The organism is Rhizobium skierniewicense (assembly GCF_014196515.1).
In the GTDB taxonomy this organism is placed as follows: Bacteria; Pseudomonadota; Alphaproteobacteria; order Rhizobiales; family Rhizobiaceae; genus Agrobacterium; species Agrobacterium skierniewicense.
On sequence record NZ_JACIDV010000004.1, the window covers coordinates 28,879 to 43,935 of the forward strand.

General features: G+C 57.0%; 13 protein-coding genes. 7 read left to right on the forward strand and 6 right to left on the reverse strand.

The features are described from left to right. Positions 1–28 precede the first annotated feature (28 nt). The 5 genes from GGQ73_RS07155 to GGQ73_RS07175 form a co-directional block, all read right to left on the reverse strand. Positions 29–922, reverse strand: a complete 894-nt coding sequence (locus tag GGQ73_RS07155; protein ID WP_183895140.1) for a LysR substrate-binding domain-containing protein — start codon at positions 920–922, stop codon at positions 29–31. 224 nt (positions 923–1,146) lie between these two features. Continuing rightward, positions 1,147–2,004 carry a xanthine dehydrogenase accessory protein XdhC gene (xdhC, locus tag GGQ73_RS07160; protein WP_183895141.1) on the reverse strand — a complete coding sequence of 286 codons (858 nt, stop codon included), beginning with the start codon at positions 2,002–2,004 and terminating at the stop codon, positions 1,147–1,149. Between the two features lie 10 nt (positions 2,005–2,014). Continuing rightward, positions 2,015–4,354 (reverse strand): xanthine dehydrogenase molybdopterin binding subunit, encoded by a 2,340-nt coding sequence (gene xdhB / locus GGQ73_RS07165; RefSeq protein WP_183895143.1) that lies wholly within the window; start codon positions 4,352–4,354, stop codon positions 2,015–2,017. Between the two features lie 3 nt (positions 4,355–4,357). Then, positions 4,358–5,827, reverse strand: coding sequence for a xanthine dehydrogenase small subunit (xdhA, locus tag GGQ73_RS07170; RefSeq protein ID WP_183895145.1), 1,470 nt, complete (start codon positions 5,825–5,827; stop codon positions 4,358–4,360). Between the two features lie 24 nt (positions 5,828–5,851). Beyond that, complete coding sequence (locus GGQ73_RS07175; protein ID WP_183895147.1) at positions 5,852–6,628, reverse strand: 3-hydroxybutyrate dehydrogenase; 777 nt, start codon at positions 6,626–6,628, stop codon at positions 5,852–5,854. 159 nt (positions 6,629–6,787) lie between these two features. On the opposite strand from GGQ73_RS07175, the gene glpK reads away from it, so the two are divergent. The 5 genes from glpK to bacA all read left to right on the forward strand — a co-directional run bounded on the left by glpK (position 6,788) and on the right by bacA (position 12,287). Further along, positions 6,788–8,281, forward strand: a complete 1,494-nt coding sequence (glpK, locus tag GGQ73_RS07180) for a glycerol kinase GlpK (protein WP_183895149.1) — start codon at positions 6,788–6,790, stop codon at positions 8,279–8,281. A gap of 67 nt (positions 8,282–8,348) precedes the next feature. Then, on the forward strand, positions 8,349–8,816 hold the full coding sequence (locus tag GGQ73_RS07185) for an SRPBCC family protein (protein ID WP_183895151.1): 468 nt from the start codon (positions 8,349–8,351) through the stop codon (positions 8,814–8,816). A 173-nt stretch (positions 8,817–8,989) separates the two neighbouring features. After that, on the forward strand, positions 8,990–10,051 hold the full coding sequence (locus GGQ73_RS07190; RefSeq protein WP_183895153.1) for an LLM class flavin-dependent oxidoreductase: 1,062 nt from the start codon (positions 8,990–8,992) through the stop codon (positions 10,049–10,051). Positions 10,052–10,070: 19 nt separating this feature from the next. Further along, the gene (gene map, locus GGQ73_RS07195; protein ID WP_183895155.1) at positions 10,071–10,823 is read left to right on the forward strand and encodes a type I methionyl aminopeptidase; all 753 of its coding nucleotides are present in this window, start codon (positions 10,071–10,073) and stop codon (positions 10,821–10,823) included. 186 nt (positions 10,824–11,009) lie between these two features. Further along, positions 11,010–12,287, forward strand: coding sequence for a bacteroid development protein BacA (gene bacA / locus GGQ73_RS07200; RefSeq protein WP_183895157.1), 1,278 nt, complete (start codon positions 11,010–11,012; stop codon positions 12,285–12,287). A gap of 56 nt (positions 12,288–12,343) precedes the next feature. Here the strand turns inward: bacA and GGQ73_RS07205 are convergent, their stop codons facing one another. Further along, the gene (locus GGQ73_RS07205; RefSeq protein ID WP_183895159.1) at positions 12,344–13,324 is read right to left on the reverse strand and encodes a polysaccharide deacetylase family protein; all 981 of its coding nucleotides are present in this window, start codon (positions 13,322–13,324) and stop codon (positions 12,344–12,346) included. 211 nt (positions 13,325–13,535) lie between these two features. Between GGQ73_RS07205 and GGQ73_RS07210 the strand changes: the two genes are divergently transcribed. Further along, positions 13,536–14,120: an NnrU family protein gene (locus GGQ73_RS07210; RefSeq protein WP_174153698.1), complete on the forward strand. Its 585-nt coding sequence runs from the start codon at positions 13,536–13,538 to the stop codon at positions 14,118–14,120. Between the two features lie 155 nt (positions 14,121–14,275). After that, positions 14,276–14,947: a tetratricopeptide repeat protein gene (locus tag GGQ73_RS07215; protein ID WP_174153697.1), complete on the forward strand. Its 672-nt coding sequence runs from the start codon at positions 14,276–14,278 to the stop codon at positions 14,945–14,947. The last annotated feature ends 110 nt before the right edge of the window (positions 14,948–15,057 follow it).

The following is a 15,057-nucleotide window of genomic DNA, read 5'->3' on the forward strand; positions in this document are numbered from 1 at the left end:
CGAAACGCGCAGATATTCTTGCCTTAAGTCAGGCTTCTGTTGGAAACTCCTCCTGCATCCACTCCGTGAAGGCCTTGATTTTGGTCACGTTGCGGCTTGCCTCACTGTGAACGATCCAATAATCATGGCCATCATTGCAAACGAGGTCGAAGGGCTGGAGCAGGCGACCGGACGCAATGTCGTCCGCAAAATGAACGGGATTGACGATGGCTACGCCGTGACCTGCAATTGCGGCTTGCGCTTCCAGGTTCTGGATGCCGAAGTCGCTGCCGGTGCGCTTGTCGAGATCCGTTTCTGTCACACCCGCTTCGGCGAACCAGTGTTTCCACCAGCGGTCGTTCGGGCTGATGATTGGCAGTTTGAGAATGTCACTCGGGTCCTTGAGCCCGCCGATGGTCGCCGCGAGCTTCGGGCTGACGACGGGTGCAAAATCCAGCCGCATGATGCGGCGTCCGGTGAGCCCCGGCCAATCACCTTTTCCCCAGCGAATGCCGATATCGACATTGGTGCGCGAGAAATCCACGATCTCGTTCGTCAATGCCAGTTGCACGGAAATCTTGGGATGTCTGGCTTGAAAGACGCCCAGCCGTCGGGCCAGCCATTGATGCGCAAATGTCGTGGTGCAGGAAATGATGAGCACATCCGCCGTTCTGGTGCGTGCCTCGTCAAGCGCTGTCGCCAAGATGGCAAAGGCCTGTGAGGCCCGGCCCGCCAGCAACTCGCCCGTCTGGGTCAGGGCCACCTGCCGTGGCTTGCGCAGGAACAGCGGCGCACCGATGAAGTCTTCCAGCAGTTTGATCTGGTAACTCACCGCCGTCTGCGTCATGCCAAGCTCATCGCCAGCCTTGGTGAAGCTTAAGTGACGGGCAGCACTTTCCAACACGCGCATGGCATTCAAGGGGACGTTGCGAGACAGCTTCATGGATAAGTTCTCTTTATCCATTCGGTCGGAAGTTTCATTGGTTTTTCCATAAAAACAGGAGCATTTCTCTCTCATAGCATCAATAGAGCTTTGGAGAAATGATATGGGTTCAGTCGCGTTCAGCGTCTGGCTGCGGCCTTTCGCGTGGTTATGGGGTGCAGACTGGTTTTCCCCCAGCACGATACAACAGGATGGCCTTCAGGAAGATGAACTGCAAGATCATCTCAAGCGTGATCTTGGCCTGCTGGACGGTCGCGATCAGATAGGGCCGGGGCGGGTGCGGCAAAGCGATGAATTGCGTGAAGCACTTCGGCAGATGCCAAGGCCGCTATGACGGCGGGGCGTTTGTCCCTGACCGCTTGCCCACCGATGGGCAGGACCAGTCGCCCAGGCATCGAAGCTTGTCCACCTTCGCGTTCCAGCCAATGCGCGAAGGTGGCACGCTTGGTCTTGGAGCCGATCATGCCGACATAGGAAAGATCGGAGCGGGCGAGGGCTTCTTTCGCGATCAGAAAATCCAGCGCGTGGTCATGGGTGACGATGAGGACCGCACCACCGCGCGGAATGTCCTTGACCCTGGCCTCCGGCATGGGTGTCAGATGTGCCGAGATCGATGACGGCAACCCGTCAAGCTCTTCGCGCCGCGTCTCGATGACGGTGATGGACAGCGGAAGCAGAACCAGCACCTGCGCCAGGGCCTTGCCCACATGGCCTGCGCCAAAGATGAAGACGGCGGGCTGTGACTGATGCTCCCGCGCCAACCGGTCCTTCAGTTCGCCCGATATCGCAGGTGTCACCGCGGTGAATGTCAGCAATGTGCGCCCGCCGCAGCACTGGCCGATTTCGGGGCCAAGCGGAATATCCAGTGTCTGCTGCCGGGTCTTTCCCTGCAGCATCGCGCGGGCATGATCGATCGCCATATATTCGAACTGCCCACCGCCAATGGTTTCCCAGATGCCGTGTTGGGAGACCAGCATGAAGGTGCCCGCCTCACGCGGAGACGAGCCTTTCACGGAGGTGATTTCGACGAGGATGGCATCGCCTGCTTGCTCTATGAAGTCTGTCAGGAAGGCAATGGTCATGCGATCGCCCTCACACCCTCTTCAACCGCTCCACCGCCATCAACACCCGCTCCGGCGTTGCTGGCGCGTCCAGCCGTGGGCAGACCTTATAGTCTGCAACGCTCGCCACCGCCATCGACAGCGCTTCGAGAACGGAGATGGCCAGCATGAAGGGCGGCTCGCCGACGGCTTTGGAGCGGCCGATAGTGGGTTCGGCGTTTTCGGCCCATTCCGCCAGTTTGACGTTGAAGATTTTCGGGCGGTCGGAGGCGAGCGGAATCTTGTAGGTAGAGGGAGCATGGGTCCGAAGACGACCCTTGGCGTCCCACCACAATTCCTCTGTCGTCAGCCAGCCCATGCCTTGCACGAAGGCACCTTCGATCTGGCCGATATCGATGGCCGGGTTCAGCGACTTGCCGACATCGTGAAGAATGTCGGTGCGCTCCATCATATATTCGCCGGTCAGCGTATCGATGGAGACTTCCGAGACCGCTGCACCATAGGCGAAGTAATAGAAGGGCGTGCCTTTGCCTGCGGCTCGGTCCCAATGGATTTTGGGTGTCTTGTAAAAGCCTGCTGCCGATAATTGAACGCGGGCAAAATATGCCTGCTTGATGAAGTCGTTAAAAGCGAGTTCTTCCGTCCCAACCCGAATGCGGTTTGGGAGAAATATGACGTCGCCTTCGCCCACATTCCATTTTTCCATCGCAAATTTGATCAGCCGTTCCTTGATTTGGCGCGCTGCGTCATAAGCGGCCATACCATTCAGATCTGTGCCGGAGGACGCAGCCGTCGCGGATGTATTCGGCACCTTGCCCGTTGTGGTCGCAGTGATCTTGACCCTGTCGATATCCACCTGAAAAGCATCTGCGACGACCTGAGCGACCTTGGTGTAGAGGCCTTGGCCCATCTCGGTGCCGCCATGGTTCAGGTGGATCGAGCCATCATTGTAGACGTGGACCAGCGCACCCGCCTGATTGAAGGCTGTCATGGTGAAGGAGATGCCGAACTTTACGGGTGTCAGCGCAATGCCTTTGCGGATGATCGGGCTGGTCTCGTTGAAATCGATGATCGCCTGTCGCCGTGCCTGATAGTCGCTGGAGGTTTCCAGTTCTTCCACGACACGGGCGACGATGTTGTCTTCGACTTCCTGATGATAAGGGGTGGTCGTTCGCCCAGACGCCTGCTGGCCGTAGAAGTTGAGCTTGCGGATTTCCAGCGGGTCTTTGCCCACCGCATAGGCGATTTCCTCGATGAAGCGTTCTGCACCCAGCATGCCCTGGGGGCCGCCGAAGCCGCGGAAGGCGGTGTTGGAAACCGTATGCGTTTTCAAAGGCTTGGATTGTAGTTTTACGTGCGGATAGAAATAGCTGGAATCCGCATGGAAAAGCGCGCGGTCCGTGACCGGCCCTGACAGGTCTGAAGAGAAGCCGCAGCGGGCGGCATAGGTCGCGTCCACCGCGTGAATGCGGCCTTCTTCATCGAAACCCAGTTCGTAATCGACTCGGAAGTCGTGCCGCTTGCCGGTGGCGGTCATGTCCTCATCGCGGTCGGGACGCATTTTGACGGCGCGGTTCAGTCTCTTGGCGGCGATGGCGCAGAGTGCTGCAAACTGGTTGCCCTGCGTCTCCTTGCCGCCGAATCCGCCTCCCATGCGCCGCACCTGCACGGTGACGGCGTTGGATGGCACCTGCAGAATATGACTGACAATGTGCTGGATTTCGCTGGGATGCTGGGTGGAACTCCACACCGTTACTTCATCGTCTTCACCGGGTACGGCCATCGCGATGTGGCCTTCCAGATAGAAATGCTCCTGTCCACCGATACGCATCGTTCCGGTCAGTCGACGCGGTGCGACGTCCATCTCCAGTTCGGCTTCGCCACGCTGCAAAACCATGCCGGGTGTCACCAGCGGCTCACCGTTTTCCATGGCGCCGTCTATGTCGCTCCAGTGCGATAAATCATTGTAGGTGATTTTCGCCTTGCGCGCTGCCTTGCGGGCGATGTCGCGGGTTTCGGCAAAGACGGCAAAGATCGGCTGGCCGTGAAATTGCACTAGTTTTTCAGTCAGCAACGGCTCATCGTGACGTCCGCCGGACGAGACATCGTTCTCGCCGGGCACATCCTTGCCCGTCATCACCCAAAGGACGCCGGGCGTAGCTGCCACCTCGGAGAGATCCATGGAGACGATTTCGGCATGGGCGCGGTCTGCCATGCCGATGGCGCCATGGATCATGCCCGCTGGTTCGGGAATATCATCGATATATTCGGCACTTCCCGTGACATGCTTGTGCGCTGAATCATGTCGGAGCGATCCATGCATCTTGCCATCAATGACGGTTTTGGTGCGTTCGAACGTGTTGGTGTCCATGGCTCAGGCCTCCGCCAGCTCGAAGCGCTGCAATTCCTGGCGCTCGCCGGATGTTTCTAGGAAAAACCGCGTCAGCAGGTTCTTCGCCGTCAGTGTTCGATACTCTGCCGTCGCGCGCCAGTCCGTCAGCGGTTTGAAATCCTCATCGATCGCTTCACGCGCCGCCTCTATGGTTTCCATGTTCCAAGGCTTGCCCCGCAGCACGTCCTCCAGCTTTGCCGCCCGCTTCGGCGTTGCCGCCATGCCGCCAAAGGCGACACGGATCTCTTCAACTGCGCCTGCGGGGTCAAGCTTCAGATGATAGGCCGCACACAGTGCCGAGATATCCTCGTCGCGGCGCTTGGAAATTTTGTAGATCGCATAATGTGCATCCGGCGCCGGGATGGGCACGAAAATTTTCTCCACGAATTCGCCGGCGAAACGGTCCTGCTTGCCATAGTCGATGAAGTATTTTTCGAGCGGTATCGTCCTGCTACCAGACGAGGATCGCAGGGTGAGTGTCGCGTCCAGCGCAATCAGGGCAGGCGGTGTGTCGCCGATAGGAGAGCCGTTGGCGATGTTGCCGCCGATCGTTCCCATGTTGCGCACCTGCTGGCCGCCGATACGGTCGATCAGGCGGGCGAAGGGCGGAATATGCTTTGCCAGAACGGTGAAGGCATGGGCGTAAGTGACGCCAGAGCCTATCGAAATTCCGCCATTCTCGATCTGGATGGATTGCAGCTCGCTCAAGTGATTGATGAAGATGACAGGAGTCAGGGACCGCATCTGCTTCGTCACCCACAGGCCGACATCGGTCGAACCCGCCACGATGGTTGCTTTGGGTTCGGCAGAATAGGCGCTCGCAAATTCTGTGAGGTTTGAGGGAATGATCGCGCGACAGTCCCCCTTGCTGACCGTTATCGTCTCGTTCATCGGGATGGCCCAGAGGCGGGACATGATGCTGGACCGGTCCCGCTCTATCGGATCGAACAGCGTGCTGGGCCTGGCTGCCGTCACGCTTTCGGCGGCGCGAATGATCGGCTCATAGCCGGTGCAGCGACAGAGATTGCCCTGCAAGGCTTTCTCGATGTCTGCGCGCGATGGCTTGTCGCTGGTCAGCCAGAGGCCATAAAGCGACATGACGAAGCCGGGCGTGCAAAAGCCGCATTGTGAGCCGTGGTAATCCACCATTGCTTGTTGTACGGGGTGCAGAACGCCATCCCTGCCAGCCAGATGCTCGATGGTCACGATGTGGGTGCCGTGCAGGGAACCCATGAAGCGAATGCAGGCATTGACGGTTTCATAGCGCAACGATCCGTCCATCAGCCGTCCGACCAGCACTGTGCATGCGCCGCAGTCGCCTTCGGCGCAGCCTTCCTTTGTGCCAGTCAGTCTTTTTTGCAGCCTCAGATAATCGAGCAGCGTCTCCGTCGGGCCAAAATCCCGGATGGAAACGGTCTCGTTATTGAGGATGAAGCTGATTGCGTCTTTCATGCCATGCCTTCGTATGCGTTCTATTTATTGGGCGGTCCAGCCGCCATCGATGGATATGTGCGTACCGGTTATCTGCTTGGCTGCATCGCTGGCCAGGAAAATCGCGGTTGCGGCGATATCCGCCGCTTTGACGAACTCCTTGGTCGCTTGCAGTCGCAACAGAACATCGTTCTTGACCTCGTCTTCGCTGATGCCGCGTGCCTTGGCCGTGTCGGGTATCTGCTTTTCCAAGAGGGATGTCAGGACATAGCCTGGGCAGATGGCGTTGACGGTGATGCCTGTCTCCGCAAGTTCCAGCGCTGCGGATTTCGTCAGGCCGATGATACCATGTTTTGCCGCCACATAGGCAGATTTATAAGGTGACGCGACAAGACCATGGGCTGAGGCAATATTGATGATGCGGCCTTTTCCGGCCGCCTTCATCAGCGGAATGACCGCGTGCATGGTGTGGAAGGAACTGGTCAGATTGATGGCGATGATCTGGTTCCATTTCTCCGTCGGAAACTCCTCTAACGGCGCGACGTGCTGGACGCCGGCGTTGTTGATGAGGATGTCCACGGAGCCGAGCTTCTCATTTGCCGTCTTTATCAGATCGGCAATTTCATCCGGCTTGGTCATGTCGGCCGGGTGGTAGAGGACACGGGTACCGCTCTCGGCCTCCATGAGAAGGCGGGTGTCTTCAATCTCATGCTCCAGGCCAAAGCCGTTCAGCATGATGTTGCAGCCATCATTGGCGAAGGCGCGCGCTATGGCCAGACCAATGCCACTGGTTGAGCCTGTTACAATTACGGTCCGATGCATGCGTTCCCCTTTTTATCCAACGTTGCAACGATTTACATCAGGTTATGCTTAAAGCGGGGGAGCTGGCAATCGGATTTCACATGAGGATGCACAGACCGTGGCTTGACATTGGGGGCTGCGCATATTGTGTTGCGCCACATTGATTTCCGGGAGGCATGCATGGGCGGTTATATCCTCGCCATCGACCAAGGTACGACATCCACACGCGCCATCGTTTTCGATGGCGCCATGCAGGTGGCTGGAACGGGGCAAAAGGAGTTTCGGCAGATATTCCCTGATTCAGGCTGGGTGGAACATGACCCGGAAGAAATCTGGGAAAGCGTTGTCTGGTCGATCAAACAGGCGCTCGAAAAAGCCAATCTGAAAGCCTCCGACATTGCCGCTATCGGTATCACCAATCAGCGCGAAACCACGCTGCTGTGGGAGCGAGACACCGGAAAACCATTGCACAACGCCATCGTCTGGCAGGATCGGCGGACAGCAAAGCTGTGCGAAAAGCTGAAAAAAGAAGGGCACGAGAAGGTTTTCGTCAAGAAAACCGGCCTGCTGCTGGATCCATATTTCTCCGGCACCAAGCTGTCGTGGTTGCTGTCCAAGGTCAAGGGCGCGCGCAAACGGGCGGAAAAGGGTGAGCTTTGCTTCGGCACTGTCGACACCTTCCTCATCTGGCGGCTAACCGGCGGAAAATCCTTCGTGACGGATGCCACCAACGCGTCACGCACGCTGATGTTCAACATCGAGAAGAATGTGTGGGACAAGCAACTTCTCGACATTCTCGATGTGCCACCCTCCGTTTTGCCAGAGGTCCTGGATTGTGCTGCCGAATTCGGCGTGGCGGATGAAGAGCTCTTCGGTGCGCCCATCCCCATCCTCGGCGTTGCGGGCGACCAGCATGCCGCCGTTATCGGTCAGGCGTGTTTCGAACCCGGCATGCTGAAATCCACCTATGGCACCGGCTGCTTTGCTCTTCTCAACACGGGTAAGGATATGGTTCGATCCAAGAACCGACTGTTGACGACCATTGCTTATCGTCTGGATGGCAAAACGACCTATGCGCTGGAAGGCTCGATCTTCGTGGCCGGCGCTGCCGTGCAATGGCTGCGCGACGGGTTGAAGGTTATCGGCTCGGCATCGGAAACCGGTGTACTTGCCGATCAGGCCGATCCCTCGCAAGATGTGTATCTGGTTCCGGCCTTTGTTGGTCTTGGTGCACCCTGGTGGGATGCCGACGCTCGTGGCGCGATGTTTGGGTTGACGCGCGGAACCGGTCCTGCCGAATTTGCGCGCGCCGCCCTCGAAGCCGTCTGCTATCAGACTGGCGATCTCCTGGATGCCATGCACAAGGACTGGAAGAACGCCAATGGCGACACGGTCTTGCGTGTGGATGGCGGCATGGTTGCGTCAGACTGGACGATGCAGCGTTTGTCCGACCTGATCGATGCGCCTGTGGACCGACCGGTTATTCTGGAAACAACGGCACTTGGCGCCGCATGGCTCGCGGGCAGCAAAGCGGGCGTATGGCCTGACATAAAGGCGTTTTCGGACGCCTGGTCACGGGACAGGCGCTTCGAGCCGCAGATGGAGGACGAAACCCGCGAACGTAAGATCAAGGGGTGGCGCAATGCCGTTCGGCGCACGCTCAGCCAGGGTTGATCATCTCAATTATAGTTATTGCTAAAATGCGCTATGGTGTCCGCGTTTCAAGGGATAGGGACAGCGGATGTCAAATACATCACAGCATGAATTGTCATTGAGCCGCATTATCAAAGCACCGGCAGAGCGGGTTTTTCAGGCATGGACGGACCCGGACTTGCTCGTTCAATGGTGGGCACCGGTGCCGTACCGCACGTCGCAGGCCGTGATAGACCTGCGCCCAGGCGGCGCCTTCAACACCACCATGCATGCGCCGACGGGAGAGGTGTATGATAATTTCGGTGTTTTTCTGGATGTCGTCACCAACCAGCGGCTGATCTTTACCGATGCGTTTCGCGAGGGTTGGGTGCCTGGAGACCGTCCCTTCATGACGGGCCACATCACATTCCAGGATGCCGGTAGCGGCACGACCAAATACACGGCGCGCGCACTGCACTGGACAGCGGAAGACAAGAAAACGCATGAAGATATGGGTTTCAACGAAGGTTGGAACGCTGCCGCCGATCAAATGGAAGCCCTGTTGCAGCGCTCGTAAAATCCATCAGGTCGCTACGCATTGAAATCAACCGTTGTCGCCAAACGGTTGATTTCTGATTCTCTTTCGAGGTTGCGCATAGCGGTTTTATCGAACGGTCCGTTCCAGATTTTAGATTTGCCTCTGGGTTTTTCTGACCCTATCTCTCAACAAACATCATTGAGGAATATCGCATGGAGCTGGGGCTTTACACATTTGCGGATGTCGATCCGAACGCCGTTGACGGCAAAGGTGCGGAAGGTGCGCGCCGGTTGAAAGACCTTCTGGAGGAAATCGAGCTCGCCGATCAGGTGGGGCTGGATGTCTTCGGTCTTGGCGAACATCACCGCCCGGATTACGCGATTTCCTCACCGTCCACGGTCTTGGCCGCTGCTGCTGTTAAAACCAAAAACATCAGGCTGACCAGCGCCGTTTCCGTGCTGAGTTCCGATGATCCGATCCGCGTCTTTCAGCAATTTGCGACCGTCGATCTTCTGTCCAATGGTCGCGCCGAAATCATGGCAGGTCGTGGCTCCTTCATCGAGTCCTATCCTTTGTTCGGCTATAATCTTGAGGACTACGACGAACTGTTCAGCGAAAAACTGGATCTGCTTCTGGCGCTTCGGGAAAAAGAAATCGTCACATGGTCTGGCACCAAGCACCCGCCCATCCACGGACGTGGCGTTTATCCGCGGCCTTTGCAGGAGCACCTGCCGGTCTGGATCGCCGTTGGCGGCACACCACAATCGGTTGCGCGGGCAGGGGCGATGGGCTTGCCCGTTGCTCTGGCGATCATCGGTGGCGAATACAGGCGTTATGCGCCGCTGTTCGATCTTTACCGCGAAGCCGCGCGGCGCGCAGGACAGGATGCCGCGAAACAGAAAACCAGCATCAACGTGCATGGCTTCATCGCCGATACGACCGACAAGGCTGCTGACCAGTTCTACGGTCCGCAGGCCGAGGTTATGAACCGCATCGGTCGCGAGCGCGGCTGGGGGCCGACCAATCGAGGACAGTATGATGTGGCGCGTGGGCCAGAGGGCAATCTGTTTCTGGGTGAGCCTGAACTGGTGGCGGAAAAAATCATCAAGGCGCACGGCGTTTTCAAAAACGATCGGTTCCTGTTGCAGATGGCGATTGGCCTGATGCCACATCAGCAGATCATGCGCGGTATCGAGCTCTACGGCACCAAAGTCGCCCCGATCGTCAGAAAAGAATTGACTGGCAGAGCCGATAGCGCGAAAGCCACGGCCTGAAAAACACGACGGAACGATCATGGTTATTTCCACCGAAGAAGAACTTGCGAAGCTGAAAGATATCGGCCGCATTTGCGGATTGGCGATGCAGAGCATGGCCGATGCGATGGAGCCGGGCATGACGACGCTGGAAATGGATATGATCGGCCGCAAGGTTCTGGAAGACAATGGCGCTCAATCCGCACCGGAGTTCTGTTACCAGTTTCCCGGTGCCACCTGCATCAGCGTCAATGAAGAGGTGGCGCATGGCATTCCCGGCGCTCGCATCATCAAGGCGGGCGATCTCGTCAATATCGACGTATCAGCGGTGAAAGACGGATTTTTCGGCGATACCGGCTCCTCCTTTGCCGTGCCCCCCGTCAGACGAGACATCGAGCGACTGTGCCGCGACGGCAAGCGTGCCATGTGGACGGGCTTGCAGCAGATCAAATCTGGTCGTCCGCTGGCAGATATCGGCAACGCGATTGGAGCATTCGCCAAAAAAAATCGCTATACGCTGATTACCAACCTCGCCAGCCACGGTATTGGCCGTTCTCTCCACGAAGAGCCGACCGAACTGGCCACGTGGCCCGACAAGGATGAAACCCGCATCATGACCGAAGGCATGGTGTTTACAGTGGAGCCGTTCCTGTCCATGGGTGCCTATTGGGCGGAAGACGGCGACGACGATCCATGGACGCTGTTCAGCGATCCGAGCGCGCCGACCGTGCAGTTCGAGCATACCGTCGTCGCGACCAAAAACGGCCCGTTGATCCTCACGCTTTCCGAGTAATTTTCGGCGTTTGCAGGCTGGCGTTAAGTAAAGGCTTGGTCATGTATGGCGGCAAAATCGATGATCTGCCTTACATCTTCGTAAGTTAGCGCTTGCCGCATTGCTGTGCACAAAATTCTGGCCTAGTTTCCCGCCAAACTGCTTCGCCAATAATGGCTGACCTCCCAACTCGCGAGAGTTTGTACCGTGTTTCATTCCTTCTTCCCAAAACCCAAACTCTTCTTCACGTCCGCTGTGATCTGGTCTCTCCTCATGATCGGTCTTTGGTATGCGGGCGCTAGAGATTGGGGCAATTCCATCGGCCTACCTGCTTTGCCTGAGGGGCAGCAGCCCCCAACTGGCGTTTCCGTTTTCTGGTCCACGCCGTTTCTCTGGTTCTATCTCTACTACGCAGTTGCGGTCGGATTTTTCTCGGCTTTCTGGTTCGTCTACAGCCCGCACCGGTGGCAGAACTGGTCCATTCTGGGCTCTGCGTTGATCATTTTCACGACCTATTTTTCCGTTCAGGTCAGCGTCGCCATGAACGCGTGGTACGGCCCTTATTACGACCTTGTCCAGCAGGCATTAGCGAAGACGGCTCCGGTAACCGCTGAACAGCTCTATATGGGGCTTGTCGGTGTTAGCGGCATTCTGTTTTTCGCCATCACCATCGGTGTCCTCAATCTGTTTTTCGTCAGCCACTATATCTTCCGTTGGCGCACCGCGATGAACGAGTTCTACATGGCGAACTGGGATCGTCTGCGGCACATTGAAGGTGCGTCCCAGCGTGTTCAGGAAGACACGATGCGCTTTTCCAGTACGGTTGAGGGTCTGGGCGTCGGTCTGGTGAGGGCTATCATGACCCTCATTGCATTTCTGCCGGTCCTATTCACCTTTTCGGAAACGATCACCGAACTGCCTATCATTGGCGAGATACCTCACGCCTTGGTTTGGGCTGCCATTGTCTGGTCGCTGTTCGGTACGGGTTTTCTGGCGCTCGTCGGCATCAAGCTTCCAGGGCTTGAGTTCCGCAATCAGCGCGTCGAAGCCGCCTACCGGAAAGAACTGGTTTATGGCGAGGATCACGAAGATCGCGCTCGTCCTGCGACCGTTGCAGAACTCTTTTCAAACGTTCGAAAGAATTATTTCCGCCTGTATTTCCACTACATGTACTTTAACGTGGCGCGTATTTTTTATCTTCAGGCCGATAATCTCTACAGCCTCATTGTTCTCATCCCGTCTATCGCTGCCGGGAAGATTACGCTGGGTGTGTTCACGCAGATTGGAAATGTCTTCGATCAAGTGCGTGGCTCGTTCCAGTATCTGATCAATTCCTGGACGACGATTGTTGAGCTCCTATCCATCTACAAGCGTCTGAAAGCCTTCGAAGCGGCCATCGATGACAAGCCATTGCCAGAGATCGACCAGCACTACCTCAAGCGTGAGGCTGAGGATGGCGAGCTGGCGGCGAACAAGCCGACGTGAAGCAAAAAAGGGTGGCCCAGCGCCACCCTTTTTTTATTCGAGATTGAGATTGGGACCTATCCCTCAGACTTCTGCGCACGCCGCGCCTCGATCATCGGCATGGCCTGCGCGTAACTGATGCACGCCACATCGTCTTTCTTGCAGACCTCCCTCAGCAGCCGTTCAAAAGCGTTCCAATAGGCGCCGCCATTCATTTTCACGAAGTGAACGCCGAGTTGTAGAGGCACCCGTTCCCCGTCATACTGCTTATCGAAGGCAGCGCGGAAAGCGCGGTAGGCGCGTTCTTCGAACTCGGCTGATTTAGCCCGGTTTTCGATAGCCATGGAGTGGCGCACGAACAGATTGTAGTCCATGGCGATGATGGGTCTGTCATTGGGACCTTCTGGAATGAGCGGAAGACCGAAATGTTCGATGCCATCTTTCTGGATTGGCCATGCTGGTCCTTTGGTGATGCTGGTCGCGTCATAGACAAAACCATGTTTTTTCTGCGCTATCGTCAGGGCATCGCTTTGCGACAGATAGGGTGCCCGAAAGCCCTTGATGCCGTGGACGAGATCGCGCCAACCCGTGGGCTCCTCGTCTTTCTTGCCAATCATCTGCCAGGCGTTTTCCATCGTGCTGGTAAAAGCCGTGAACTCGGCGTCCCATTGTTCCGCTGTCCAGTTTCCACCATCGAAGTGACCACAGGTATGGTTGGCAATCTCGTGGCCTTCCTGCTTTGCAGCCCAGATGTTGCGTAAGCGTGTCCCCACCTCCTCGATGGATTGTCCGAAGCCGACATTGGATCGACCGGTTTGCTGGCCGGGTCCCCGATAGCTTTTGGCGCTGGTCTTGCGGTCCATCACCAAGGTGCAGGCAAGAAAATAGGTGAAATGTGCACCCACCTCCTTGGCCGTCGCGCGGCTTCGCTCCCACAGCGAATTGTCACCCGCGCCATCGAAGGAGACAATCACCAACTGTTTTGGTCGTTCTGTCGTTTGTGCAAGCGCCGGAATGGCCGCAGACAACGACAGGAGGAGTGTAAGAGTACGAACCATGAAGAACCATTTTTTGAAAAGAAGCATGGCCTTTTGAGATGGTAATAAGGCGAAGCTTTGATTTGGTTCGTAATTTCGGCGGTTTCAACATCAGGGCCACAGCGGCGGGCCACATCAGCGCAAATCGCCGTTGGGATTTGGCCCCGTTTGTTCTAAGCATGTGCAGACCGCACTTCATCTCGATCCTGCGCCATGCTTTAAGGGGCTTTCCATGCTGCTGCTTGTTTTTTCCATTCTGTTGCTTTTGGTCACGCATTCTCTGAGTGTCGTTGCACCTGATTTTCGCGCACGCATGGTTTCGCGTCTGGGTGAAGGGCCTTTTAAAGCTCTCTATTCCCTCGTCAGCATCGCTGCGCTGGCGCTGGTCGCCTATGCGTTCGGGCAGGCACGGCAGGTCACGGGTATTCTCTATTCTCCACCCGTCTGGACGAGCCATATCGCCATCACCTTGATGCTTTTTTCTATGATCTGTCTTGCCGCCAGCCTTTTGCCGGCTGGCCACATCGTTGCCAAGACCAAGCATCCGCTGGTGCTTGCGGTTAAGATTTGGGCGCTGTCGCACCTTCTGGCCAATGGAGAGACATCCTCCGTCATTCTCTTCGTTGCGGTTCTTGCGTGGGGCGTGATCATGCGCATTTCGCTCAAGCGGCGCGCGCGGGCTGGCGAAGTCGTGACCCGTCCCTTCGTTTCTGCGCGTTACGATATTCTGGCGGTGGTGCTGGGCATCGTGTTATGGGCCGCCTTCATCTGGAAGCTGCACGAATGGTTGATCGGCGTTCAGCCCCTTGCAATGTAAGAAAGTGACGTTTTCCCCTTACATATCAGGGAAAATAGGCTAGAAGGCCGTCCAATGATCGTGGTTGGCCTTTTGCATGCCACGGCAAAGCGCTTTGGCATGTCCGCAGACCGAAAGAACGGCAAACGGTTTCGGTGCGGGTAACGGAGAATTCGATGGCGAACGAAAACGACACCTTCATCCGCGAAGTCAACGAGCAGATTCGCTCGGAGCAGATGAGCAATTTCTGGGGACGGTATGGAATTGTCGTTATCGGCGCGGCCGTGCTGATCGTGCTGAGCGCTGCCGGTGTCGGTATTTACGAATACTGGAACACGAACCGCGCTTCTGCGTCAGGCGACCAGTTTGCTAGCGCGCTGAAGCTGGCATCCGAAGGCAAGAACGATGAGGCGCTAAAGGCGTTTTCTGATCTGGAGACTGCCGGTCACGGTTCCTATCCCGTGCTGGCCAAGTTCCGCTCGGCGACGCTTTTGGCGCAAAAGGGCGATGCGGCCGGTGCCATCGCGGCGTTTACTGCAATTGGTAACGATAACAGTGCTCCGCAGGTATTCCGCGATACGGCCAAGGTTCGTGCGGCCTGGCTTTTGGTGGATACCGGAACCTATGAGCAGGTTTCCGCGCAGGCGGAAGTGCTGACGGGTGAGGGGCAGGCCATGCGCAATTCGGCACGCGAGGCTCTCGGTCTTTCGGCCTACAAGGCTGGCGATTTCGTCAAGGCGAAGCAGTGGTTCGAGCAGATCACCGCAGACGTGCAGGCACCGCGTAACGTGACCAGCCGCGCCCAGATCATGCTCGATAATATTGCCGCTTCCGGCAAGGCAGCGTAACAGTCTCTTCAATAATCGCCGCTGGCCGGCTGCAAATGGCATTTTCTGCGCTTCCGGTGCTCACGTACTTTGAGTACGCTCCGCGCCGGTTCTTGAAATCACCATTTTCG